Origin of the sequence: Rhizobium sp. ZPR4, assembly GCF_040215725.1 — a bacterium.
Taxonomy (GTDB): Bacteria; Pseudomonadota; Alphaproteobacteria; order Rhizobiales; family Rhizobiaceae; genus Rhizobium; species Rhizobium rhizogenes_D.
This window is the reverse complement of sequence record NZ_CP157969.1, coordinates 308,622-333,709: the sequence shown is the minus strand read 5'-3', so window position 1 is coordinate 333,709 and position 25,088 is coordinate 308,622. Positions and strand designations below refer to the sequence as shown.

Here is a 25,088-nt window from a genome sequence, read left to right as displayed (position 1 = left end):
GCCCGGTTACCAGTCCTCCACCGGCAGCCGGTTCTTTTGGCGTGCCGGATGCTCGGCGGGAGTTGTCGCCTGCGTATCCGTCACTGCGCGAGGCTTTGCTGCAACAGCATGGGCACTGCGCACGGCGTCGCGTAACTGGCGCTTGGAAGCTTTGGCGGTCTCGGCAATGGCGGCGATCTCACGGCGAAATGCTACCTTCTCGACGCTGGAGCGCTGATTCATCGCGCGCTGATGCACGCGCCCGGCCCGGTGTTCCCACAGGGTCAGTGGCGTGACGCGGCCGTCGCGTCGCGCGACCGGTCGGAACAGTCGTGTTTCCGGGTCGCGGACGTAGACATGGCTGATGTCACGTGGATCGTATCGCACCTCCAACTTTCCCAGGTGATCGCGCTCGGGAACGAAGACTCCGAGCCACGGCGAGTAATAGTGCAGGGCGAACATGCTGATTCCCTGCGGCGACAATTGGCGTTCGGCGCCCGGTAGAAACGACAACAGCACGCGTTGCGAATCGTCGCCAAAGTCCGGCGGAGCCGCGCTGTTGCCTTGCCACTCGGTGAATGGCACCTTTAGGGTCTTCGGATTTTCTTGGAAATTATGATCGATGACCGCCAGCGCCACGCAGCGCTCAAGGTCGGCGAAGCTGAGACAGGCGCGTTGCTCCGAGGGATATTCGTCGCGATCGCTCACCGAGCGCCCCGATGAGCCGGGGTATGTCGCGAGCACGCCATTGAGCTTGCCCAGCAGACGCTCGACCACGCCGCCGTGATGGACCCGGCCGCGATCACGATACCGGATGCGGATGCCATAATCGTCACAGCCGCGTTGAAACGCATGCCCCTTGAACTCTTTGGCCGAGTCTGTGACCAGCAGCCGCGGCCGGCCGAACATCGGCCAGGTATGATTGAGATTGCGCGCGGCAAGCCATGCGTCTTTTGGGCAGATGGCTTGGGCGAGGCAAAGCCCGACAGACAGGACCGACGGTTTTTCCAAGGTAAGGCAGAACCCGAGAATGGCCCGTGTCGCCACATCGGTGACGATCGTCAGGTATGGACGGCCAACGAATACACCCGCCCCATCGACAACCTCCGCGAAATTGATGTCGGCTGGGGTATGGTCGATTTGACAGACGTCGAGCCGGTGCGGCGCATGGATGTAGCCGGGCCGTGGCTTCAGCCGCAGGAGATGCTTGGGGTTGGCCGAGCGCTTCTTCGCGATCTCTTCCGGCGAAAACAAAGCCAGTATGCGCCGAGCAACCGTGACATAGGACGGTAAGGCAAGACCCGCTTCCTCACAGCGGGCGCGGATCTCGGCGACGACGGGAGCGAGGGGAGGCGCCTCGAGCGTCAACCATTGCTCGCGCAACGTCGCGCCGATGATTTCCTCGACGGCTTCCGGCAGTCGCTTGCGTCGGCTGACGGCGGCGCGAGGCAGCAGGGCGGTCACTGTCCGCTCCGTACGATAGCGGGCGAGGAGATTGTAGATTTGTCGGGTCGTCAGCTGCAGTTCAGTAGCCGCGCGTATGACGGCGGCCTGCCTCGAGCCGTCACCGTCGAGTATCTTGTCCAACTCACGCGCAACGTGACGCGCCACCGACCACTGCTCTCCAGCAATCGCGCGAGCCGACCTTGGTGTTCGATCTTGAAATCGCTTTGGCAAAGGGACGTTTCGCTGAAATCGTTAGCGGAAAATCGCCCTTCGTCTATCAGCTAAACCTAACCATCGTATGACATTTTCCCGTTTGAAATCGTAAAGTAAAAGCCACAGCGATCGAGGCGATTGTTGGGTCGGTAAGCAATGTTCCTCGCCCCAGCGGGCTCCATGATTGTGTGGCAATCCCGTGCTTCGCGTTGAAGCCACGTACTTTTCGCTGCTGAAACCGTGGATGGAGTTCAATCTGGTTGATTGCCGGCGTGACACCCGTCTCCGACATGATCTTGCTGAGATGCTCAGATCCGAAGTTACACACGCCGATCGAGCGAACACGTCCTTGCTCCTTCAATCGGATGAAGGCCTTCCAGGTGTCAACGTACCGGCCCCTGCCCGGAGACGGCCAGTGAATAAGATAGAGATCGACGTGGTCGAGGCCCAAGCGTTTCAGACTGTCGTCGAATGCGCGCAGCGTCGCGTCGTAGCCTTGATCGTCATTCCAGAGCTTCGTGGTGATAAAGATTTCTTCGCGCGCTAGGCCCGCTGCGCGGATGGACGATGCGGAAAGATGTTGCTGATCGCGCCCACATGACGATCATGCCTACAGCCTCGGAGGATAGGTGAGATCAAAGGCCTGCCGTGTTTCCGAGTCGCACCCAGAGAGCGAGAATCGGCTCGTCGGTAGCAAACGACGAACGCGAACTCCACTTGGAGACCGCGGTGCAGGTGACGATAGCGCTGTTAAGGCGTGGCCCTTGAAATTCGACCCTTCTCAAACATGGCAACGCCAGCACTTGAAATGATCGCGCAAAGGTCGACTGTCGGTGACAGTGACAGCGACTGGGCACTATTATGGGCAGACCCTACATTGGGCTCGGTGTAATCTGGAATTCCTTTGCTAATGATCCGCATCGACCATGCGGACAGCCGATACTCTTCTTCTTCTTTTCCGCGCGTAAAGATGATTGCCCCATCGTGTACGCTTGGATTTAGGCGCGTACCTTCTTTGATTACGGAGACTATCTCGTCGGAAAAAGGCGAACCCACGGCCGGCATCGGCTCCCTAGCCATTGGCACACACTCGTTGGTGGAGATGCGGCCAGTGGAAAACACGAGTATCAGCGGATGAAACGGTAGTGGCTGACGCTGCAGGTTGTATAGTTTCGCTTTAAGTTCGGCGTTTTGACCGGGTGCCATCTTGTTTACACGCAATTCGATATCGGTCCTACTTATCATCGCTGTCATCACGTGGGGAGCATTTTTATGGTTTTTAGGCATCCAGCTCACGTGGGAGCACGCAAAGCCCTATTCACTGACTCTGGCGGTTCTCACTGGCGGCTGGACATTGTTCAACAAATACCTGTGGCGGAAGTGGCCGTGCAGGCTATTTGTTCGGACACCGAATCTTAATGGCATGTGGAAAGTCGCGCTCCAGTCTACCTACAGAGATCCAGAAACGCGAGAACCTAAGGGGCGCATAGATGCGTATATCGCGATCCGACAGACATTTACCTCGCTTTCTGTGCGGCTGATGACTGCGGGCGAGCACGAGTCCTTCCTCGTCGCAAGCAGCTTTGACATCAACGACGACGGAACCACCTATCTGTATGGAGTGTATCAGGGCGTCCCGAGTATATCTGATCGTAAGGAGGTGACCGCCATCCATTATGGAAGCTTCCGATATAAAGTCATCGGCTCGCCGGTGACCCGGCTCAGCGGACATTACTGGACAGACCGGGAGACCGGCGGTTCCATTGATCTATTCGACCGCCGATCGGAACTTTTCGATAGCTTCGCGTCTGCGGAGGCCGCGCGTAAAAATATTCGCGAAACTGAACATCCGCTTCCGTAAGGAACGGCGCGAAGTGCTACGACGATTTTCAAATGGGCTTAGCCGGATGAACTTGTCCTCGGTAGCCGACGCCATACCAGTTGCTCGACCAACCCAGAATGATAAACAGAAGGGGATCGGTTGCTTTGGCGATCATTTCCCTCCAAGTCTGAAGGTCACGAGGCGAGGGAAGCGGATTGCTCTCCGGATGGGTATGCCATTCTCCCGTGAATGTGGTCGTCTTACCGGATTCTACCCAAGCTGCTTTCGCTGCGGCTTGATGACCAGGATCGTTTCGGTCGAAACGGTAGCGCTCGCGGCGATCTCCTTGCAGCGGACGTGTTACTGCCGTGATCTCAATATGTACGCCGCGGTAGCTACCTAGAAAGATGCCCCCCGCCTCGCGGCCGAGTTCCTGTCCTTGGGTGTAGTGCAACATCGCTTCCACGCAATAGGGATGGATCAAGACATACCGTTGAGGCTGCCACTCAAGCGCTAGACTTCCCGCAAGCGGGACAGTCAGCAGATCGTTTTGGGCTGCTGTCGGCAATATTGTAGGCTTTCGCATTGTCAAAAGTCCGGCTTCTGAATCGGTCGTTGTGAACGCCATTGGCCCAGTCGAGCACATGATCGCACGCTAGCGCTGCTGCTCCAACCGAACGGGAAACAGGGAAGGGGACGTATGCTCCATCTCCGCATGCGGCGTTTCTCTCTACGACGATATCCTCCGCTGATTTCAATGTCTTGTGCCGAGGGTCTTTGGCAAGACGAGGCTTCAGGCATTTGAGGCAGGCGTGGTCGGGATCACCAGTCAAAATCGACTTAGCTACGGCACCATTGCCTTCCAGCCAGACAAACAAATGTGGTGGCGATCTTGGCCGTTTATTGACGGCGTGATGGTTTAATGCGATCGAGAGCGCTTCTTCACCCGTGGCATCGATTACTAGATCGTAATGGTTCGGACCAATTTCGACGCTCTCAGCATAGTTCGCCACAGGACGGATATTCAACGGTGGTAGCTGGCCCTTGATGAATTCGGCGCAAGCATTTGCCTTGTTCTCGTAGAGAAACGGTGCTCCCAGTAGATGACGGCCGAGGTTCGCCGGATAAAGCAATTCAGGGTCGACGAGGGTTAGCTCACCATTTCTGAAACCGGCTCCGCATTGCGCGAGCTGTTGCGCGAGAAAGCTGCCGATAGTACCGCAGCCGATCAACAGAATTCGCTTTCCAGCAAGGTTTGAGTTGCCTTCCAGGTTTCTGCCAAAGACGTAGTCCGCGTCAGCAGGCGCGGAGTTGACCCGCTCTATCGAAATCTTTGATCCGATCTTTGTAAGGGTCTTGGAAAGCTTCTCTCGACGGGTCTTTAGCAGTTCCGTGGTCTGATACGCCACCGGTATAGAGGCGCGGCAGAGAAACAGCCCGTTTGATGCCCGGATCGCGAGGATGGCTACGGTATTTTTGCTCTTGGCGATTGCCTCCTGGATTTTTCCCATCAGTGCGCCGTCGTTCCAGCCGAGCCACAGATCAAGCTCCGTAAGGGTCTCCGGAGGCCATTTTGCATTGGGGTTGATCGAGAGAGCCGCATTAGTTCGGACGATGAATGCCGACTCGCCCTGGTCTTTGCCGCCCTTCACGGGATCGCGAGACCAAAGCCATGAGCTGTCCTTTGCTAGTACCGGCACTGGCTTCTTTGTTGGATGAAGGCGGATGTACTTCACGCTTGCTTTGCCGGTGGCACCTGGCGGCAGATCGACGAGTGAGTTCACCATAGACCAATAAGAACCGAATTCCTCGGCAAAGTCGTCATTCAGTTTGCCGCCCAACGCTTTTCGGATCACGTCTTCGCACTTGTTCAGACACTGCAGAACCGTGCCGGCGGGATCGTAGCGATCGAGAATGACTGCACCTTTTGCATAATAACAGACGGTACGATCAACTCCGAGGACGTGAGGCAGCTTGCGATCGGGCAAGGCAAACTGAGGTGTGATCTTGATGGTCGGATAATCGACGAAGTCGAAATCGGTGATTTCAATTGAGACCGGCACCGAAAGACCCGTTCTGTCGAGTGTTCCCGTGTAGACAAACCTGCCGGAGCGCCGATAGTCACGCTCAAACCCGAGGTCACCGAGGGCCGCGTGGACCTCGAGTCGTGCTAAATCGTCGGCGTCAGCCACTAATCGAACGTCCCACCTCAGGCGCTGGAACCTTTTTCTTCGGTTCAGACAGGACAGTCACCGCAGGCGTGGCCTGGATAATGACCAGGTCCGGGCGGAATGGAACGCGTGGACCGAAGCCTGCCCTGAGCAGCTCAATGGCGCGGTTCTCGTTGTCGCACTTTGTCACGATCTCTCGGAGACTTGCCTCAAGCTCCTGCAGTTTTCCGATCACCCTCTTTCGCTCGGTGGCCGTCATGCGGTTGATATTCTCGTCACCACACGGCGGAATACGAACATCGTCTACCAAGTACATCTGTATCTTTTCGACCACGCGCAGAAGCCGTTCGTCAGCACGATCCGGAAGGAACGGACCGCGGATGGCCTCGTACGCCTTCCAGACGCAGGCCATGATGTTGATGGAGGTCAACCCATCTTCATCCAGCCGATGGTGGTCGCGCCAGGCTTTCATGTAGCGAGAGTCGTGACGGAGGCGCTCTTTGTAGAGGTCGACCGCGTCGATGAACCAATCGTGGATTTTGCGGGGATCCGATTCGACCCAGTCCTTCTCGCGATGGGCAAGAAGGACGGCGTCGGACGGCAAAGCGTCCCAAGAGTCGATTTTCGCATCGGCGGTATGCATTTTCTGGACGTTTCGCGCCTCTTCCAGATGCTGGAAGTCGCCGTCGGGAATTGCATACAAGGGTATGTCTATATGGCCGTCGCGACTGATCACAAGCCGCACGCATGTAGCTTTCTCTTTGATGAGCACCCAACCTTCCTCTTCTGCTAGGCCGGCTAAAGCAGTCTCCACGAAGGCGAAGAATGCCGATGCAGCTTGCGATGGTCGCTCGCCCCTTACGAAAGAGAGGGGCAGGTAGCAACCGTCATCGAGGTCTTTCTGCTGATCGGGCGGAAACGCAGGAAGGTTGAGGGTCTTGTATGCGAAGCTGCCTTGGGTGAAGAATTTCGGTCGGACCGGAACGCCGAATATTTCCGCGCTCGATCTCGCAAACGCATCTCTCAAGCGTTCCCGGATTTTGGTTCGAGCGTTCCTAAGGGAGGTTTCGTCAGCTTTCAAATTGGCAAGGTAATTATCGTCAACTGTATTGTGCAAAAGCTTCGAAACATTTGCCATATATTGATTCCCTTTGGCCGCTATTATCGCAAATGTAGTAATGCCAAGCTTCGTTTAAAAGGGTAAGCACTACCAATTTTTAACTAATCCGTCGCAAGCGCTTTGGGGGCTCATGACCAAAAGATTCAACATTCTTTCTCTTAGCGGTGGCGGGTACCTGGGGCTGTACACCGTCGCCGTTTTGGCGCAGCTCGAGGAAGATCTCGGTAGGCCGATCGCATCTAGCTTCGATCTGATCGCCGGTACTTCGATAGGTGGCATCATCGCGCTTGGCTTGGCGCATGAGGTAAAAGCGAAGGACATCCAGGAGGCTTTCGAGCGCGAAGGGCCCTCCATCTTCTCCAACAGGCCAGTGCCGAAGGGTTGGGTTGGGCAATTCAGGGACATCTGGCGCTACATCAACAAGCCGAAATACAATCCTGACCATCTGCGGTCGACGATTACCAAGATGCTCGGGGAAGAAACGAAAATCGGTGATCTCAAGCATCGCGTTCTTGTGCCGGCGGTCAATCTCACCAAGGGCGGCCCGCAGGTTTTCAAGACACCTCATCATGAAACCTTCACCCGCGATCAGCGCCTCCGTCTCGTAGACGTAGCCATGGCCACCTCGGCCGCCCCCACTTACTTTCCCATCGCCGAAGTGGAACACTCACTTTATGCCGATGGAGGTATGTTCGCCAACTCGCCCGACTTTCTGGCTGTTCACGAAGCTGAGCACTTCCTCGGCGTCGAACCTAGTGATGTGCACGTGATGAGCATTGGCACCACAACCTCGAGCTTTTCATTCGCCGACGCTAGCGGACGAGAGTTGGGTATATTCGGTTGGGCTCGAGATCAGAGATTGGTGAGCGTCATTCTTGCTTCTCAGCAGAAGGTCTCGGATTACATGTTGAAGCATCGGTTGAAAGACCGATACCTCCGCCTCGACAGTGAGCAGTCTCCCGATCAGACTGAGCATTTGGCGTTGGACGTTGCCACAGCAAGTGCCCAGAGGACAATCTTGGGACTGGCGATGGCTACGGTCAACGCAAACATCAATAGCTCGGCGTTGCGGGATTTCTTCCAGCATCGTGCTCCCGCTCCCGACTTCCCGGGAAAGGCAACTTCTCTGCGAAATCTCTAATGTCCAACACATGAAAAAAGTCGAGAGATAGGATCAAGGTAGTCGCTGGAACGGTCTCCGGACCCGTGTTCGGGATTGTTGAATCGCAATTTTCCCAAAAACTGCCGTTTATTGTCGGCCTTGCACACGACCAGACTGGGGTTGTTTTCCGACCGAGCCATCCAGATTACTATGCCTTTAAGACTTGTACAAAGCCTTGCTCGCCGTTGCAGTGTCACGCTCAGTCGCCAGCCGAGGGCGCAGATTGAGCCCCTTCGCCATAAGCCGTACGGACCCACCGGTTTCGGCTTCAAGCTTCCGTGCTTCGACGTTTAGAAACTCAATAAGCTCGTTCAATCCCATCTTCTGTTGGGTATCTGGATGTAGCCATGTTCTGTCGGTGGCCACACTAATTACGAGGCAGCCTGAACGGGTGCGCTCTGGCGCCAAATACTTGGTAAGTAATTGGTCCTTCATTGCACCGCGCAATTCGGCGGCTGAACGTGGCTTCTCGCCGATCTTGAGCTCGATCGTCCCTTGCTCGGGCGACGAAGTGGATCGTAATCTGATATCCGTCTCTTTTTCGTCGGCTGTCGCTGCCTCTTGATCGACTGTATAAAGGTGATTGCTTCTGCTGTTCAGCTCATGGGCAAGCGCACGACGCAAAACGCGTTCGTCTTCAATTACCGCCCAATTTTCCCGAGGCGATGTATCCTGAAGCAAGAGATCGTCGATATCTTCAAGGCGATCACGCATCAGTTGAAACATTGTGTCACGTGTATTGGGCGGCGCCTCACCGTAAGTATCAAGCATTTTGAAATCAGCCTCTGTCACGCTTACCGCGTCTGCTTCTTCCGCTGCTTTTTCTTCGGCGAGAATTCGTCCTCGGTCCGCGAAGTGGGCAAAAAGAGGGTCGTTTATCAGCGACATCTTTACCGCCCAGCCGTCCGCTCCACCCAGATCGAGGATCGCGCCTAACAAAGCATTTCGCGCATTCTGGGCGTTATCGCGAGTGTCAGGCGTGAAGGTGCCCTCATGATACGTGTCGTCTGTAGGCCGAACATGGATGTAGGCTAGTCGGGTAAGGCGGAGTAGCGCGCTTGGTGTGAATCCCGCTCCCTTGACGTAAACGGCGTTGCTGTCATGATCGCGGCCAAACAACCGTGCGAACCATGCAACGGCTTCCGTTTCTTTGCCCGGTGTGATCCCCGCCAGGCCGGCCTCGAGAACTTCAGTTGCACGGATTGCGTTAAGCCTAAAGAGAAGCGGAAGCCAAATCCGCGCTCCTTTGACCTCAAGGCCGCCTTGAAGAAATCGGGCGACCGCTTGCTCGATAAACGAATGATCATGCTCGCTGCCAAATTTCATAAGGATGTCGATAGCCTGATCGACCAGCAGATCTGACGCGACGACGCTGGTATCTGGCTTCAGCATCGTTTCCACCCATTCGCGAATCCGCGGCAAGAAAAGGCCAGCAACCTTGGGCGATGCGTGCTGGATATCTTGCAATGCGCTCGAATGGTTTTCTCCAGCGTTCTCGCCAAGGGAGAGCGTGAGTTCTCCACCGAGCACCTTTTCAACTGCATTGGGGTGCGATGCCGCGAGAGTTTCGAGCCAGAAGGGGAAGCCGTTCAGTTGTATTGGGGCGTAGCGGCAGGCCAGCTGGGCCTCGTCGGGAGTAAGCTTCTTCGCCCAATCCGCATCTTCCGCTTCTGCCTCAATGGCTGCCAAGCCAAACTGCCAACGTGTCAGAAATGTGCCCTTTTCTCCTTCAGGGCGCTCGCTACGGAGTGTTGGGCGGTCATTTCTCCAGACCTTAAGCATGGCCGCTCGAAGTTTATCTGCAACCGCCTTGCCGAACTGGCTCTCGATATATTCCCTGTTCCACCCAGTTGAGCGGCTCTCCGATCCTGTGCGCTCCATCACGCGCCATAAATTCCAGGCCGTTCCCGGCGCTCTTTCGTCTTTGAAGAGTTCGTCGGGGTTAGCAGCTATCTCTTTCCAAAATTCTACCCAGCTTGCACGCGCTTTAGCGGTTTTACGCTCTTCAACCATTTGCCGCCTCGCGAATTGCTGTTCCTGTCGTTGCATCTCCTCGCTGCGTGGGCTTGGCTTCATTCGGTCTTCGACGGTCTGGGTGAGCACGGTCGAATCCGCGACGAGGACCAGGAGGTCACGAAGTGTCGTTAGGCTCCCGTGCGTGCGGCAGATAAGACCCGTCATTACGGTCCACAGCATCATTTGGCGGTGGAACAGCAGCTCATTGGGATCTGCTAACCGCCGTAGAACCCACACTTCGTCCTTTTCGGCAGAAAGTGGCAGGCCACCATCATTGACGATGGTATACAGCCATGACCACGGATCGTCGGGCTGCGACATGGAGGACAAAAATGCGTGCTCGGCCCAAAAAGCTAACTCCCGGGCGGGGGCGGGCAAATCGGCAATGGCTGCCTCTAGCACCTTCACCCTTTCATTATCCCGTTGGTGCCTGTCATTGAGCCGTAGTGCGAGCAAAGTCGACGATATCCAAGGGGCCGTTCGAACATCGAGATCACATTGGCGGCGACAAACCGCTAGAAGCGCGTCGAGCAAATCATGACGGTCGGTTTTGAGGTGGGGGTGATCTTTTGGCTGCCAACATGTTCCCACTCGAACGAGCGTGGTGAGCAAGTCCCTGAGAGCATCAAGGTCGAGGTCGTCGGCTGCCACCTCCTCGATCATCTGAGGCAAATGGTATGTAAGACTGCCGACCGTGCTTTTCCCCTCACGAATCCGCGCGAGAATTTTGGACAACGTTGGAAGCGGCAGATGCTTGGGGAAGAGATGCAAGAATGCTCTTCGAGTGACATCCTCATCCCACTCGGTTGGCAACGTCGCAAGCGCATCAGCAATCTCCGGGACGCGACGATCCGCAAGCGAAACCAGAACGCTGACAGCCCTACTTCTTAACCGGGAAGGCATCTTTTGATCGAGCGCTACTTCGTAAGCAATATCTCCGCAGGCGCAAATTGGCCCTGCAGCGATTAGGTCGAGGATCAAATCCCTGATCTCGTGGTTGGCGATGCCCGCCTTCCAGTGCCTTTGAATAGTTTCTCCCAGTTCCAGGGATGCAAAGCGGCGAACTTGCACATGGGGAATGCTAAGCCCACGCCATTCGCCATCTTTGTAGCGCGTTATAAAGGCTTCAAGGGCGAGAATGCGCTGTTCCGGCCGCAGTGATTGAGGGTCGCCAAAATCCAACACAACTGACGGATCGCGGCTAACAATTTCCTCGAAAATTGTGTCACGGGTCAGGGCCAGCCAAGCTGCGACCGGTCGCATCGAGGGCTGCACGATAGGCAATCCCTGCGCAGTTTCGGTAAAGAGAAGGCGCTTGATAGACTTAATCGGCACGCCTCTTGCCAAAAGCGTCTCGAGCCGAGCGGCAGCCAAGTACTCAACAACGGACCGATGGTGAAATCGAACCCGGCCATAGCTTGCGAATCCAAAAAGCGGGCGTTCAAGCAGTGTCTTCTGTTCGTCGGGATTGGCATCTGACAACAGCCGCGATACATCCAAAGCGGATTCACTTGCTTCTACGTCGTCAGTGCTGGCGTCATAGCGGAGAGTAAGCTTTCGCATCAAGATGGCCGCCAAAGCTAACCGACTGGCGTATGATCGCGCCGTATCTGTCGATAGTGTTGTGCGTTCTTCGCGCTCGGCGTTTGGCTTCAGCTTCGCTACGACGTTGGACTCGACCTGATCACGATGGCTTCTTATCCGTTGCTGATTACGCCAGTCTGCACAGAGCTCCACCAGATCTTGCGGACGCTCGGCAAATTCTTTGGCGTCACGTTTGACAATATCACGAAGCAATTCGTCAGGGTTGGAGACATTTTGAGACTCCGCCAACGCGCGCATCTGGCTCGTCGAGAGAGGCAACAGACCGACATTTGCCCAGCCACTCTCACGATCATCCTTGTCAGGGTTAAGGGCCCGGCTGCCCAGCATAGCGATGTCGGCGAAGGCATCAGCGGACGCTACGACGGTGTCGGGTTTTGGAATGGGAAACTGTTCTATCATCAGTTGGCGATCGATTGGCACCGGTCGGCTGGTGACAATTAAGCGGACTCTTCCCAACTGTCCGTCGACTACCTTCCGGAGCTTCTTGAGGGCAGTGTCGAACTTTCCCCTGGTTAGTTTGAGCTCGTCGATCGAATCCAGGAAGAACGTAGCCACATCGGATTGCGATCGCTGCCAACGGTCTAGCCGGTCCAGTTCCTCAAACGAAAGCATGTCGCTGATTGGATCGGTTGCGAGTGTGGAGAGGTCGAGGAAAAACGCCGCCTCGCCATTTCTCCAAAGTCGTCTCTGCTGGGCTTGGCATTCATACGTCTTGCCAGAGCCGGATTCCGACACGATAAGCACGCGCCGGAATTTGAGCAGTTCGTCCCAACCTAGTTCTTTTCGCCAGTACCCTCGCCGCGCAACTGAGATGGCGGTTTCCAGATCGGCGACTTCCTCGTTTGTAAGCCGATAAAAGGTCCGTTGGACACGGTCGGTATTTGTTGCGTCTATTGTCACTCGAGGTCTCACCGTCCGCGCCGCGTTTGCTGTGCAGCGTACTCTCGCGTATTCGAAGTCTAGGTTTTACTTCTTATCTTCTAGGTACTTCTCGACCTTCGCAGCCGATTTTCCGACCGCTTTCACCGCGCCAGCTAGAGCTTGACCGGACACGTCGAACTTCTTCTTCCAGTATTCTTTTTCCCAGTCTTCCGACATGTTGATAGTCTTGCTGTCCGGCACACCCGTTTTCTTCTTGTCGTCCGCCATTTGCCGCTCCTCGCTTCATTAATGTAAAATTACAATCACGACACGCGCAATTCTTTTCCCACTACATCCGCCTGGGTTGCAAGTGCTGAATTATGCCGCAACGGGGCTAAATCGCAGGAAAATGGCTACGGGTGAACTCTATGGGGCACGGACATCCGATAGCTCGCATACTCATTGGAGGCGTTCGACCGCTATCGGCCCCTTCCATCTGCAGCGCGCCGGCGTTACGGTTGTAAGCCGACTTTGGTCAGACAATTCAAGGCGGACATCGATCTTGACCAAAAGTATGTTTGCATGCTCATTCCGGCGCGGACCTAAAAGCGCCGCGGCGGTGAAAATCCCTTTATGTCGAATGGGCCAGACCGACATGTATCGCAAGCGATTTACTTTCGATCCAAAGCAAATTGAACGTGCCCGCTTAGTGACTTTGCGCTCGCCAAACCTGAATGTTCTTTCCGAGGAAAATCGCTCGAAATTGCCTGGTTTGGCACATTTCCTTGAACAGGGCTTCAAGGCCCGCGACGCTGATGGAAAGCTTTTGCTCCCCAATCTCAGTGCATTGGCAAATCGGACCGTCGGAATATTCAGCGACTATGGCGGCGAAGATCAGTCGAGCCACTTCTTCACCTATTCCTTTATGGTTTGCGCCTTCGGATCCTTAGATCCCTTTAAACAGAAGATGGCCTCCCTTCGGGCCAAATCGGGCCTTGGAAAGAAAGAGATTGCCTTCAAGGACTTTCGCTATGGCCCGCTACGTCGAATGCTCCCAGATTATTTGCGGCTTTGCGACAGCTATATCAATGGGTTGTTATTCACCCTCGTTATCGACAAAACAATCCCGTCCCTGTTCGGGCCAAACGAGGCCGAGCCTATCCGGCACATTGCCGACGCGTTGGACCAGAATGGCTACGGCACCATTGCGCCGCAAGCTGGCGAGAAGCTCTTCCGGATATTGCATTGTATAGCTTATCTCCTTGCGCTGTTGGGGCAGCCCGGACAGAAGATTTTTTGGATGACCGATCATGACGCGATCGGAGAAACTCCGGAAAAGCATACCAAGCTCCTTGAGGTTCTCTACCGCGTCCTTCCGCTATACACGACCAAGCCTTTCAGTCGTTTGGGTGGGGCTCGGCCATTCACACCAAAGGCGTTCGAGTTTCTCGACCTTCTCAGTACCGCGGATATAGCCGCCGGCACAATCGCGCAGGTCCTCACTAGTATGGAAACGCTTGGCGAGGACAAGGCGCAAATAAAGGAGGGGGGAGATAAAGTTCTTCGCTGGCTCTGCTACGATAGCATGACTTTGAAAAAATTGGCTTTGATTGTGAGGCGCATGCCGAACGGCGAAGTAGGCTGCGGCCCGATTGATTTCGAGGCCAAGACGCATGGGGAAAATGAAATTTTTATTCCTATGGAGCTCTTTAGGTAGATACATCTTGAATTAAACGTCGTCGCGCTACTAACTCAAGCCTGTCTCAGGAAGTTACAGGGCAGCGGCCTCTGGCCAATCGATTTTTGAGTCGTGACCGTCAGAAATGTTCGTGGAGGGTGAAGGGTGGGTTCTCCCTGCTATCGGCCAAAACCTGCGAAATTCTCGTAGGCCCCAAATCGGCTACTACATCCAGGTCAAGCCGATGCATGCCATTGAAAAATTTAAGGTTGACGACATTTTGCAATAGCGGGGACGTGGGTTCGATTCCGTTCACATCAATGGATCCGATTTGTTGACGGTGGGTCGTGATCTTTAAAAGTGGCGCTGCAGCCAAGTGCGGGGCGACAGCTTTGCGCCTTCTTTTTTGGTCATTGGGCAGGCGGCAGGCATATCCCGGAAGCGGTCATCTGGCGCAATTAGGCGCGGCGGCTTTTGTGCCAGAGGCAAACTTGAGATGATCGCCTGCCGTATTGTTCGGAACGGCGGTCTGACGACGTCGTACGGCTAGTCTTCAGATCTACATCTCTTTTTCCCACCAGCCGCGGGTGTTCACGTCGGCGGCGTCAGCGAGGGTTTCCAGCTCCGCAATGTCATTATCGTGGAGGGTGATGCCGCGGGCTCGGACCAGGCTTTCGACATGATGGGGTTTGGTGACGCCGATGATCGGCGTCGTGCCTTTGGCGATGGTCCATGCCGTCGCGACATCGGATGCTGTCGCACCCTGCTTTCGGCCGATCGAGGCGAGCTTGTCTGTCAGCGCCTTTAGCCGAGGTAGCATGCCATTGTAAGTCTCCGCCCGGCTGCTTCCTTTAGGCAGCGGGTTCTCCGGACTGTACCTGCCGGTCAGGGCGCCCTGTTCAAGCACCATGTAGGCGAAGAATGGGATACCTTGGTTGCGGCAGTAGTCCAGAATGCCAGCTTGCTCGGAGCTGCGGTAGAGGAGACTGTAGTGATTCTGGATGGCCTCGACCCGGAACCCGTCCTCTCCAAGGATCTGGTCGGCGAGTTTGATCTCACTCAGGTTATGGTTCGAGACGCCGATATGTCTGACCTTTCCGCTCTTCAGCAACGGGATTAGGTGCCGAGTCCACCGCGGCACATCGGCCGGGTTGTGAATCCAGTAGACGTCGATGTAGTCGGTGCCGAGGCGCACCAAGCTCTGCTCCAGCATGTCTGCCACAGGATCATCGCTGGTCCCTGCCGCCTGCGGGGTGAACTTCGTGGAGAGCTGGTAGTCGCCGCGAGCGTAGCGCTCCAGTACCTTCCCGAGTACGGTCTCTGAACGGCCCATGCCGTAGACCACGGCGGTATCCCATAGTGTGAATCCGGCCGCATGCGCCTTTTCCACGAGTTCTTCCAGACCAGCCTGAGTGAGGCTGCTGCCGAAGTAGCCATCGCCGGTCTCTCCGCTGTCGCCCCAGGGCCAAGTGCCCAATGCGACTGTGGGAACCTTAAGAGAATCGATTGTCATGTTCGCTCCAAGCTTGTTCTGCAGCCAGGCTCACTTTGACCCAGGCACTGCGGACACTATGATGCGCGCCGACGCCGAACCGTTAGCCTGATGCACCGCGTTTACTGCCCAATCCTCCAGAAGCCGCGTCGATCCGCCTTGCTGCCCTCCCGTACGCGTGCGATGGTTCGAGGCATGGAAACATTGACCGAAATCTCTGCGGCGATTGCTCGGCACGTCTCGAAGGATGGCTTCCATGCCACCCCTATCGAACGGGTGATGCTTGCTCGATCCTCTACGGTGACGATGCCGATGCCGAACGTATACCGGCCGCAACTGTGCTTTGTCGCACAGGGGCAAAAGGAGGTCACTCTGGGCGACCGCGTGTTCAGATATGCGCCGGGCCGCTATGGGATCGTGACTTACGATCTGCCGGTGACCGGCCAGGTGGTCGAGGCAACACCCGACAAGCCCTATCTCTGCCTGTTCCTCGATTTCGATCCAGTCATGCTGGGACAGCTGGGGTTGCACGTGTCGCCGCCAACGGGAGCGCCCACTCGGCCCATAGGCAAGACGGTGTCCGACGCCGGTGCCAGTCTGCTCGATGCGGTGCTGCGCCTGCTGCTTTTGCTCGACGAACCGGCAGCGCTGCCCGTACTCGGTCCACTTGTCGAGCAGGAAATTCTCTATCGCCTGCTCGCCGGTCCGGATGGTGCCAGGATGCGGCAGATTACCTCCAGCCAGGGGAGGGTTGCCCAAGTTGGCCGCGCCATTGCGTGGATCGGGCAGAACTTCCGGGAGCGGTTCAGCATAGAGCGGCTTGCCGCGGAAGTTGGCATGAGTCCATCGAGCCTGCACGAGCATTTTCGCGCTGTGACGGCGATGACGCCGCTGCAATTCCAGAAGCAGCTAAGGCTCCAGGACGCGCGCAGCCTGATGTTGGTCCAGGACATCGACGCTACGACCGCCGCCTTCCGCGTGGGTTACGAAAGCCCGTCGCAGTTCACTCGCGAATATCGGCGCCACTTTGGAGAACCGCCGGCGCGCGACATAGCCCGCTTGCGTGCTTCGCCGGGCTTGGCAGTGCTCGCTTGAATTCAGCTTACATAAGTCGGCGCACCAACGTTTAGCCCAAATATCCAGAGGTGATCAACGAGAACGCATCCACAAGAGTGCGCTTGCGCAATCCCTCCCGCCGGCACCAGAAGCCGCCGGTCCGGTTTCGGCAGCGAACCGGTCATTCCATAGAAGTCAAGCTGATGTATGCTATTGAAAAATTTGAGGTGGAGCACCTTTGTAATAGCAAGGTCGTCGGTTCAATCCCTTCTCGAGAGCATGGACCTGAAGCCTCGATAGATTTTCTCGTGAAATAATATTGAAGGGGAACGATCTTTATATAACTGGCATTTACGAGACGCCATGGAGCCGATCCTGCTGAACCATTCAACGGACGGGGCATCTAACCCATCGGTTCGCTCCGTTTCGGTTGACATTAGCTGCTAAAGAGCTGGGCGCACGTCGGTCTGCAGGAAATCTTCACCCACATAAAGCAGCGGACAATCATGCTCTTTTGCGACTTCATATGAAAAGCAATCGCCATAGTTCAATGCGGCCGGATGAACGCCCTTGCCCCATCGACCATAGGCGTCGGCGACTCGACGGGCAGAGGCTGCTGTCACAGACACGATCTCGAAGCCGAGACCTGAAATTAGCGCGCTGACTTCTTCGCCGACATTGCGCCGTGAGGCCACGATCAGGGCCTCGGCAACGGTGCCGGCGGAAATCAACAGCCCATCGGCCTCTTCTATTGCCATCATGCAGGCTTCGCTCTGCGGCTCATCGAATACAATTGCCATGAGTGCCGATGTATCAACGGCAATCATGCTGGCATCCCGTTATCGTCATAAAGAAAGTCCTGGCTGCGTGCAGCCGCTGGCCCTGGAAGCACTTTGGTTGCTGCCGATGCCCTGACTTTCTCCATCAGTGCGCGCCGCCCCTTAAGGCCAGGTGCGGCTGCGACAGCGACCAGGCGCACGATCTCATGGCCTCGACGGGTCAAGATGACTTCGTCTCCGGCTTCGGCTCGCTTCACCAGTTCGGTGAGCTGCCCTTTAGCCTCACTAACAGACACGCGCATAGCCCAGGCTCCTTTAAATCCTTCGGTATTTCTTCCAAGAAATGGTCTATGACTTGGTCTAAGTCAAGGGTATGGCGGGAGGTAGAGCCGCAGGGCGAGTTTTGACATCATGTTCACTTGCGTCGCGATCTTCACATTTTTCTGGATCAAGTCCACTTGAATGAGAAGGAACAATGATTCCAGCTATTTATGACTTGAAAATATAGGTTGTGTGTCCGCATTCCTTGCAAGAGCAAAAACAACGACATGATCTGGTTGGCTCCCAATCGGCATCCTTCATGCGTGTCACTCTGATTTTCAGGGCTTTCTGGTAAGAACGCCAAGATTGAAGAGTTGAACACGACGGTTGTCGGCTGCTTCAGATTTCGAGCCGGCAATCGGGAAGTATTTGCCGACTCCGACTGAAAAGAGACGATTAGGCGCGACCGCGAAGGTTGTCGCAAGGATTTCCTTGATCGCGTCCGCGCGCCGCTGGCTGAGGTCGAGATTGTGCTGGTCGCTTCCGGTCGAACTCGTGTGGCCGACAACCAGGAACTTGTAATCCCAGAGGTTTGGATGATGCAGGGCATCGGCGATCATGCCAAGCGTGCGGTAGGATTCCGGCTCGATCGCAACCGAGTCGTTCTGGAAATCGACTTCCACGACCATCTGCGGCAGATGGACGACCTTGCTCCAATTGGGAAGCCCGGCCATATCCTTGCCCGAGGCGCTCATCGCCTCTTGACGAAGGAGTTCGACATCGACGATCGGCGCCGCATTCGTCAGCTTGTCGAGGCCGGTGACAATCCGCTGCTCCGACACCTGCTGCGCTGATGCATAGGCCGGAACGACTAGGGTCAATGCCAAGACGGTCATGATGTTTGCTCTGATGTTCATCGGCTTCATCTCCATCCGGCATCAGTGATTGCTTGATTGCATTTGTCGCCGACGAGGCGCTGCGTCTTTATCAGGCAGGCGAGTATGTAACCGTCGCCTTTGACACCTCGGCAATGCTGCGCCATGTCATGGGCGCAGACTTTTTCATAAGCTGCCTGTGCTTCTTCGCGCTGCTGGATCGACGTCGCGACGCTGGAAAGAGATGCGGTACAGGTGGGGGACACCTTCGTCGTATTCTCTTTCAGGCAATCCGCGACGCGGCCATTTCCAAGATTGATCCCCTTGCAGAGCTTCTTGATGTCAGCGCCGCAATCCTTCGCAAGTATCGAGATCGCATCCGCATAGCTGACGGTCTCAGCCTTCGCGATGCCTGCGGAGACCATTCCCGCCAATAGCAATCCACAAAATAGCCTTCCGGTCTTCCTCATCATTATCTCCCTTGTTCCCAAAGTGCAGCGATTTGGCGCTTTCGGAGAAGGGACCGTTGAATGGCTGTCGACATCACGGTCCCTTGCCGTCGGCATTGACATAAACGAGTATTTCCTGTGTCGATTGCCGCTCCGATCGGCTTCGCCTTTCCTCTATCTCGGGTCCTTCACCGCGACATAGACGACAGCGTGGCCGCTATATTGCGGTTCGAACCAGTTCCCGCCGCAGTCCTGATAGGAGATGCCCTTCACGACGACTGCGGTGCAGGCCGGCGGAAGCGTTGCGATCACAGTTCCAACGGCGATTGCCGTTGCCGCTCCCCATACCGCTGCGGGTGCCGGCCCCCAATATCCCGGCCAATAGGGCCCCGCCGGTGGTGGAACCGGCCCATAGGGTCCAGGGTGCGGCCCGGGAGGAATCGGGCCTGGGCCGGGATAGGGATGAGGCCCTGGATGCGGGTTCGGGTGCGGTGTTGGCGTCGGTGGGTGAGGATGCAGCCCGGACGGATTTGGATGCGGAGCGGGATGAGGCGTTGGCCGCGGCCCATGCGCGGGATGCGGTGCCACCGCTGGATGGAAACGCGGCTGGAAATGCGCTGGCGCGTTGAAGCCGCGAAAGCCGCCGCCGCCCGGATGAAAGCCGCCATGGAGACCGCCGCCGCCAAAATTCATGCGAGGCATGCGGCCGCGAAAGCCGCCTCTCGCTTCGGCGATGTGAGGCGCAACGAGTGCCGTGACCAGAAGCGCGGATAGAAGGATGCCGGGCTTTTTCATTTCTTGTCCTCCTCGCCGAGGAACTTGATCTTCTGGGCGCCTTCGGCCGGCTTATAGGCGAACGTGTCGTCCGGGATCGTCGCGTTTTCCGTCCATTCGAGAATCGAGGTGATCCGCGGCCGGGTAAGATCTTCGCGGTCGACAAGGGAAACCTTCAGGGGAAGGGGCGCCCCTTCCGTGGCGATCCAGATTTCCGCGTCCTGATCCGGTCCCCGATACGCCCAGTGATTGGTTTCCTTGCCATTGATATTGGCATGGCCGACGAAGAAGCCCTCGCGGATCAGATTGATCGGTGCGTCGGGCGTTCCCCAGGAAAAAAGATCCGCCAGCGGGAAAGTCAGATGATATTTTTGGGCGGCCTGCTCCAGCGTGTCCTTGATGGTGGCCGGTGCCGGTACCTGAGCGTAAACATTCTTGTCAGGCGATGCGTAGATAAGCGTCTTGCCGTCATAGACCAGTTCGCCGTGAACGACGTCCGTCGTCAGATCGATGCGCAGGTGGTCGGGTCTCTTGACCTCGTAGGTCGCCGTGCCGCCAATTTCGAGCTTTTGATCGGTATCGAGGATGACGTCCGCCGTCGTCGTTGCCTTCAGACTGAAGATTTGCAGCGATTGCAGATGCTCGCCCATCTTTTTGAGGGCCTCGATGGATTCTGGCTCGATGCGCGGCTCCCTTGCATGCTGCTCCTGCGCGCTCACGCAGTTTGCAGCAATGAGCAGTGCTATTGTCGCGAGCAAGAGGCGCGACCGTTTCAAATGAAGCATCGCATTGCCTTCCTTTCCCCCGCATGGATCGGGACAAGGTAAGGCTAGGCGTTTGAGATCATGTCGAGGAAGTACGCAACGGTAAACACGGACGTAAACGCACGCGTAAATCGCCCGGTTGCGATCATGTCATGATGTCGAAAGTCCCGCTGATCTCGCGGCGGCCAGGAAAGCGTCTCTCGCATCGTCGGCGCTGGCATTGCCCTCGAAGACTTCAAGGCAGATGCGAAGAGCCTCGTCGCGCTCAACGCTGTGGTCCGGCTCCGGCCAGATGTCCATGAGGCAGTCGGCGGCTTCTCGAACCGTCGTGATGGTCTGGCGCCCGTGCGGGTGCGATAGATCGATGACAACGGGGGCCTGCCATTTTGCGTCATACATGTCCCGCTTCCTTTCGGCACTACGATCCAAGATCGTACGAAAGGAAGCTGCGGAAAGTTGCAGCAACATGAGGTCGGATGACGCCTTTATCAGCTTTTATCTTTTCGGGAGCGTAAGCCTCTGAGGATTCTTGGTCCGTAGATCACGCAGGCAATGGATGCCGCGAGCATCAGGAGCGAGATCGCCAGCTGGACCATGTCGTATCGCAGGGTACCTTCCGCGAAGAACCATCCGGAGATGATACCGGCAATCGCGAAGGGCACGCGAACGACAATGGGAAACCACATCGGATAAGTCCTTCTCTCAAAGAAGCAATAGCCGCTTCACCATCGGACCAAGCTGCGAATACGGCAGAGATGAAGCTCCTGCCAGAAGCAGCGGCAGAAGAGCTGGTACAAGCAGTGGCCAGAGGTTACCACGGTTGATCAGAAAGGCTGACATCTTCGTCGAGGCGATCCAGATCGGCTTGGCATCGTGGAGCTCGACGAATTTCTCGTCTTTCTCGTCGTCGCAGATATTGGTGCCAAGCGCTGACTGCTCGCTCCAGCGTTCGTAGTCCGTCGCCCTCACCATCGCTGCGAGCATCGCTTTCTTCTTCAGCCGCGTGATTCTGGCGCCAAGTCCGACGAGCGGAAGCGCATAGTAAAGCGTCACCACGATGAGCCAGCCTGCGCAGATCGCTGTGAAGACGGTTGCAGTCATATTTTCGCGTTGCATGACATGACCGACGGAAGCAGCGGCCACACAGCTGACGGCCAGGGTGAAGAGACCATAACCTGTGGGATAGAGGCCGAGAAAGCCCAGACCGGCATGACCATCAGGATGCGTGACCACCAGTCGCAAGCGGCAATCCGCGATATCGGCAAGAAAGCTTGACCAGACGAGATGTTTCCAGACTAGCCTGACAAGCAGAAACCAGTAGATCGTGTTGCTGACCAGCAGGCACCATATCCCGGCGACGGTGAGTGAATTTTGCGATGTTGCCCATGGTGGCGCGCCGCCGCTCAGGAAATTGGAGGCATTTGCGGCCGAGGCAGCGAGAGCGACCAGCAGGCACATCGCTTCCGCGACGCCGGATGTCGAACGTCTTCTCGCGCTTTCTACGGCTCTCGTCGCATCCGCCTTCGATATGGCTGCGACGAGGGGCACTCGAAACAGGAGGCTGGTACATTCGTCGATCGCAAAAGCGATCGACTTTTCCGCCAATGTCAGCAGCACGGGCGCAATCAGGAATTTTGCCCAGGCTCCCCAATCCTGTAGAAACAGACCCGCGAGATAGGCACCCCCGGTCGAAAGCAGCATCAGAAGCGGCACGACCGCCGTCAATATCGCGAGTACGAAGGCCCTCCAGCCGCGTTTGCGCATCCCCATGCACGAAGTTAGCCGACAAAAGGGGCCTCCATGCATGATCCTGATCCTGTTGCCGTCGTCACCCGAATTCAACCTGGCCCCTCCGTCGGCTCGGTCGTCCTGGCTTTTCTGGCGAGAATCGAAGCGGGCGCGGCCGCGCCGTTACTCTTGTCGTCGCCGCCGACGTTGACGATGGGCTGGGCGAAGTCGATGCCGTTCGCCTTGAAGGCTTCGCGGATCTTCAGATATGCCTTTCGACGGATATAGGTCTGCATTCCCGGCACGGTCATCATGCCGAAGCTCAGCACGATCCCATAATCGCCGAACTCCTCCACGCCCTTCAGCTTCAACGGCTGGATGAACAATGGACCCAGTTCGGTGTCTTCCATCAGCTCGGTGCCGATCTGCTTGGTGAGTTTACGGGCCTTCTCGACATCCGTGTCGAAACCGACGGATATGCGGAACTTGTCGATCACCCAGTCGCGGCTCATGTTTTCAACCGCGCCGAGCTCGCCGAACGGCACGGTGAAGACCGGACCTCGATGGTGGCGCAACCGCACGGAGCGCAGGCTGAACCCTTCGACCGTACCCTTGTAGTTCTTCGCCTGAATATATTCGCCGACCCGGAAGGCGTCGTCGAACATGTAGAAAACGCCGCTGATAATGTCCTTGACCAGTGTTTGCGAGCCGAAACCGAGGGCTACGCCAAATATTCCGGCGCCGGCGATCAAGGGGCCGATCTGTACGCCGAACTCGGAGAGGATAATTAGGCCGGCCATCACGGCTACCGCCACGGCAAGCCCGTTTCGCAGGATTGGCAGTAGGGTGCGGAAACGCGCCTGGCGGGCGGCATCGGCCGGGGCAAGAGCCGATGTGTCCAACGAAGCAGCCAGCTTGCGGTCGATCCAGTTCTTGGCAAGCTGCCAAACGAGATCGGCAAGGAGGAGGATCAGGACGCTTTTCAGAAGCCCGTAGAAGATTGCCGTAACGACGGGATTGTCATGACCAAGTCCTTGCGGGTTCAATTGCCAGACGATGGCAAGCCAGCTCGTGGCAGCTGCAACAACGATCGCGCGCGCGCCGCGAACCACGAGCACGCGTCTGATGCCGGAGGCGTCACTCCGGACCACACTTTCAGCGGCACGGCCAACGCCCGACAAGAGCGCGGGCAGCGCGACCGCATAAAGGCCAAGCCAGAACAGGGCCTTGAGACCGAACGCCCACAGGCACCAGACAATGACAAAGATGAGCGCCATGGCTGCCTTCGAATTTGTCGAGCGCTGCCACGATGTCCAGATGGCCTCTGTCGCAAGCGCCAACGCGAGGAGTGAGAAGCCGATAGAGGTTGCGTCGGCGGCGGGCTCGACCACGCCGAGCGGCTGCGCCAATGCGGCGCCGGCGACGGCGAACGACAAGACCGCTGCGAGAATGCGGCCTCGCAGGCGAAGCGAGGATTGGGAGACAGTAATGCCGATCAGCGCCGAGCAGACGCGAAAGACGACGAAACCCGTAAGATAGGCAAGAAGGACGAGACGGGCGAGTGGCGGCCACTCGACGGCGAAAAAGACGACGGCAATGCCCAAGGCGAATACGCAGATGGGGGCAAGTCGCGCCGCCAGCCCTTCGTCCGACAAGTGAGCTTTCCTGTAAAACCATTCGGCCGCGAGGCCCAAAGCGACAAGCCCGGCAAAGATCAGGAAGACGGGCGCAAAGCCGTGGGCTATCGCATCCTGGCGTACCCGTAAGGAGGCAGAGAGAATCTCCGACGGTACGGAGGGAATGGCAGAGATGATCTCATTGACGTGGGTTCGGGTGGAGGCCTCCCAACCCGCCAGGCCTCCGGTCGGCGCCACCCCGGCAGACCGGGCAGGGGGAACTGCTGCCGACTGCGTCGTCAGCCAGCTGCGAATATCCGGGTCCCGAAGGAGCTTGACGAGATCATCGATCTTCTGTTGTTGGGCCAGGCCCGCGGTGGCTCCCGTATGGTCACCGGCAGCGAGGAATGCGCGGACCGACAGCCAGCTCATTGCGATGGCTTTCTGATCGGGAACTGGAAATTCAGGCCCGCGAAAATCTGCCAGCGCGGCGCCCCCGGGCCATCGTTCCAAACGGTATATTGCGGCTCGATGAAAGCATTCATCGTCGCGCCGTTTTGAAGCGGGATGACCTTGCCGGCGCCAAAGCCGATCGGAATGTAACTGCTGCCATTCTCCAGATTGAAATTCCAGGTCGCCGAAGAGCGTAGGTACCAGCCGTCCTTCAGGTTGAAATTCACAATCGGCTGAAAAGTCAGGAGATTGACGTCTTCACGATCCTCCTTGCCCGCAAATGAGGCCTGATAGGTCATCAGTCCCGCCAGCAGTCCCCAGTCCTGCGGGGCGACCACGATACCGGCCGCGCCCGCCTGCCATTTGCCGTTGCCCAGTTGCGTATCGGTTGCCGTCGGCAAGACGATCAGCGGTCCGCCGCCAAAGGTTATCTCTCCCTTTTTCGGCAAGACGAAGATGTCCATCAAGGTGAGATCGCCAAGGCCGGTCACATAACCGCTCGGCGTGTCGGGGGAGGTGGCGACGGGTAGCGTGAACCTGAACAATTGCGGAAGACCGCCGAGATCCGACGGCACAAGCCCGCGCAGAAGAAACTGGTTTGCTTTCGGGTCGCCAGGCGTGTCGATGAAGCTCGGTAGGTAGTAATCCTGCAGATTGATCGTAATCTTCGGTGTCAAAGGATTGTTGGCCTCGTTGACATCGGTATGTTCCTGAGCAGCCGCAGCCCCCGCCGAAAGAACACATGCGATTGATATCCAAGCCTTCATC

Annotated in this window: 23 protein-coding genes and 1 pseudogene; 4 read left to right on the top strand and 20 right to left on the bottom strand. The window is 56.9% G+C overall.

Features of this window, described 5'->3' with window-relative positions:
- Nucleotides 1-6: 6 nt before the first annotated feature.
- From ABOK31_RS29360 to ABOK31_RS29350, 3 genes and pseudogenes are all read right to left on the bottom strand, one after another.
- A complete protein-coding gene (locus ABOK31_RS29360) occupies nucleotides 7-1,656 on the bottom strand; it encodes a Mu transposase C-terminal domain-containing protein (protein ID WP_349962432.1) in 1,650 nt (549 codons plus the stop codon).
- Between the two features lie 106 nt (nucleotides 1,657-1,762).
- A pseudogene (locus tag ABOK31_RS29355) lies at nucleotides 1,763-2,200 on the bottom strand (aldo/keto reductase); the annotation flags it as partial.
- A 188-nt stretch (nucleotides 2,201-2,388) separates the two neighbouring features.
- Nucleotides 2,389-2,859, bottom strand: a complete 471-nt coding sequence (locus ABOK31_RS29350) for a hypothetical protein (protein WP_349962430.1) — start codon at nucleotides 2,857-2,859, stop codon at nucleotides 2,389-2,391.
- On the opposite strand from ABOK31_RS29350, the gene ABOK31_RS29345 reads away from it, so the two are divergent.
- Nucleotides 2,846-3,499 (top strand): hypothetical protein, encoded by a 654-nt coding sequence (locus ABOK31_RS29345; RefSeq protein WP_349962428.1) that lies wholly within the window; start codon nucleotides 2,846-2,848, stop codon nucleotides 3,497-3,499. The genes ABOK31_RS29350 and ABOK31_RS29345 overlap by 14 nt on opposite strands.
- A gap of 28 nt (nucleotides 3,500-3,527) precedes the next feature.
- On the opposite strand, the gene ABOK31_RS29340 is transcribed toward ABOK31_RS29345, so the two are convergent.
- The 3 genes from ABOK31_RS29340 to ABOK31_RS29330 are packed head-to-tail and all read right to left on the bottom strand — an operon-like array spanning nucleotide 3,528 to nucleotide 6,769.
- A complete protein-coding gene (locus ABOK31_RS29340; protein ID WP_349962427.1) occupies nucleotides 3,528-3,944 on the bottom strand; it encodes a Mov34/MPN/PAD-1 family protein in 417 nt (138 codons plus the stop codon).
- Between the two features lie 22 nt (nucleotides 3,945-3,966).
- A complete protein-coding gene (locus ABOK31_RS29335; protein WP_349962426.1) occupies nucleotides 3,967-5,652 on the bottom strand; it encodes a ThiF family adenylyltransferase in 1,686 nt (561 codons plus the stop codon).
- The gene (locus ABOK31_RS29330) at nucleotides 5,645-6,769 is read right to left on the bottom strand and encodes a CBASS cGAMP synthase (RefSeq protein WP_349962424.1); all 1,125 of its coding nucleotides are present in this window, start codon (nucleotides 6,767-6,769) and stop codon (nucleotides 5,645-5,647) included. The genes ABOK31_RS29335 and ABOK31_RS29330 overlap by 8 nt, the downstream gene beginning before the upstream one ends.
- Before the next feature lie 112 nt (nucleotides 6,770-6,881).
- On the opposite strand from ABOK31_RS29330, the gene ABOK31_RS29325 reads away from it, so the two are divergent.
- A complete protein-coding gene (locus ABOK31_RS29325) occupies nucleotides 6,882-7,892 on the top strand; it encodes a CBASS cGAMP-activated phospholipase (RefSeq protein WP_349962422.1) in 1,011 nt (336 codons plus the stop codon).
- A 177-nt stretch (nucleotides 7,893-8,069) separates the two neighbouring features.
- Here ABOK31_RS29325 and ABOK31_RS29320 read toward each other — a convergent pair whose 3' ends face one another.
- The gene (locus tag ABOK31_RS29320) at nucleotides 8,070-12,434 is read right to left on the bottom strand and encodes a hypothetical protein (protein ID WP_349962420.1); all 4,365 of its coding nucleotides are present in this window, start codon (nucleotides 12,432-12,434) and stop codon (nucleotides 8,070-8,072) included.
- Nucleotides 12,435-12,500: 66 nt separating this feature from the next.
- Nucleotides 12,501-12,683 (bottom strand): DUF3606 domain-containing protein, encoded by a 183-nt coding sequence (locus ABOK31_RS29315; RefSeq protein WP_349962418.1) that lies wholly within the window; start codon nucleotides 12,681-12,683, stop codon nucleotides 12,501-12,503.
- A 274-nt stretch (nucleotides 12,684-12,957) separates the two neighbouring features.
- Between ABOK31_RS29315 and ABOK31_RS29310 the strand changes: the two genes are divergently transcribed.
- A complete protein-coding gene (locus tag ABOK31_RS29310; protein ID WP_349962416.1) occupies nucleotides 12,958-14,112 on the top strand; it encodes a hypothetical protein in 1,155 nt (384 codons plus the stop codon).
- Between the two features lie 520 nt (nucleotides 14,113-14,632).
- Here the strand turns inward: ABOK31_RS29310 and ABOK31_RS29305 are convergent.
- A complete protein-coding gene (locus ABOK31_RS29305) occupies nucleotides 14,633-15,586 on the bottom strand; it encodes an aldo/keto reductase (RefSeq protein WP_349962414.1) in 954 nt (317 codons plus the stop codon).
- Between the two features lie 174 nt (nucleotides 15,587-15,760).
- Between ABOK31_RS29305 and ABOK31_RS29300 the strand changes: the two genes are divergently transcribed.
- A complete protein-coding gene (locus ABOK31_RS29300) occupies nucleotides 15,761-16,660 on the top strand; it encodes an AraC family transcriptional regulator (RefSeq protein WP_349962412.1) in 900 nt (299 codons plus the stop codon).
- A gap of 404 nt (nucleotides 16,661-17,064) precedes the next feature.
- On the opposite strand, the gene ABOK31_RS29295 is transcribed toward ABOK31_RS29300, so the two are convergent.
- The 11 genes from ABOK31_RS29295 to ABOK31_RS29245 form a co-directional block, all read right to left on the bottom strand.
- A complete protein-coding gene (locus ABOK31_RS29295) occupies nucleotides 17,065-17,448 on the bottom strand; it encodes a type II toxin-antitoxin system VapC family toxin (RefSeq protein WP_169645997.1) in 384 nt (127 codons plus the stop codon).
- Nucleotides 17,445-17,702 (bottom strand): type II toxin-antitoxin system Phd/YefM family antitoxin, encoded by a 258-nt coding sequence (locus ABOK31_RS29290; protein ID WP_349962411.1) that lies wholly within the window; start codon nucleotides 17,700-17,702, stop codon nucleotides 17,445-17,447. Before ABOK31_RS29290 ends, ABOK31_RS29295 begins: the two co-directional genes overlap by 4 nt.
- A gap of 297 nt (nucleotides 17,703-17,999) precedes the next feature.
- Complete coding sequence (locus ABOK31_RS29285; RefSeq protein WP_349962409.1) at nucleotides 18,000-18,587, bottom strand: OmpA family protein; 588 nt, start codon at nucleotides 18,585-18,587, stop codon at nucleotides 18,000-18,002.
- On the bottom strand, nucleotides 18,584-19,009 hold the full coding sequence (locus ABOK31_RS29280) for a cysteine rich repeat-containing protein (RefSeq protein WP_349962810.1): 426 nt from the start codon (nucleotides 19,007-19,009) through the stop codon (nucleotides 18,584-18,586). The genes ABOK31_RS29285 and ABOK31_RS29280 overlap by 4 nt, the downstream gene beginning before the upstream one ends.
- A gap of 150 nt (nucleotides 19,010-19,159) precedes the next feature.
- The gene (locus ABOK31_RS29275) at nucleotides 19,160-19,780 is read right to left on the bottom strand and encodes a hypothetical protein (protein WP_349962407.1); all 621 of its coding nucleotides are present in this window, start codon (nucleotides 19,778-19,780) and stop codon (nucleotides 19,160-19,162) included.
- Nucleotides 19,777-20,544, bottom strand: a complete 768-nt coding sequence (locus ABOK31_RS29270; protein ID WP_349962406.1) for a DUF2092 domain-containing protein — start codon at nucleotides 20,542-20,544, stop codon at nucleotides 19,777-19,779. Before ABOK31_RS29270 ends, ABOK31_RS29275 begins: the two co-directional genes overlap by 4 nt.
- A gap of 129 nt (nucleotides 20,545-20,673) precedes the next feature.
- Nucleotides 20,674-20,922: a DUF982 domain-containing protein gene (locus tag ABOK31_RS29265; RefSeq protein ID WP_349962405.1), complete on the bottom strand. Its 249-nt coding sequence runs from the start codon at nucleotides 20,920-20,922 to the stop codon at nucleotides 20,674-20,676.
- Between the two features lie 89 nt (nucleotides 20,923-21,011).
- On the bottom strand, nucleotides 21,012-21,209 hold the full coding sequence (locus ABOK31_RS29260; protein ID WP_349962403.1) for a hypothetical protein: 198 nt from the start codon (nucleotides 21,207-21,209) through the stop codon (nucleotides 21,012-21,014).
- Between the two features lie 16 nt (nucleotides 21,210-21,225).
- Complete coding sequence (locus tag ABOK31_RS29255) at nucleotides 21,226-22,293, bottom strand: hypothetical protein (protein WP_349962401.1); 1,068 nt, start codon at nucleotides 22,291-22,293, stop codon at nucleotides 21,226-21,228.
- 68 nt (nucleotides 22,294-22,361) lie between these two features.
- Entirely contained in the window at nucleotides 22,362-24,299 is a 1,938-nt protein-coding gene (locus tag ABOK31_RS29250) for a mechanosensitive ion channel family protein (protein ID WP_349962399.1), read from the bottom strand.
- On the bottom strand, nucleotides 24,296-25,087 hold the full coding sequence (locus ABOK31_RS29245; RefSeq protein WP_349962397.1) for a hypothetical protein: 792 nt from the start codon (nucleotides 25,085-25,087) through the stop codon (nucleotides 24,296-24,298). The genes ABOK31_RS29250 and ABOK31_RS29245 overlap by 4 nt, the downstream gene beginning before the upstream one ends.
- Between the last annotated feature and the right edge of the window lies 1 nt (nucleotide 25,088).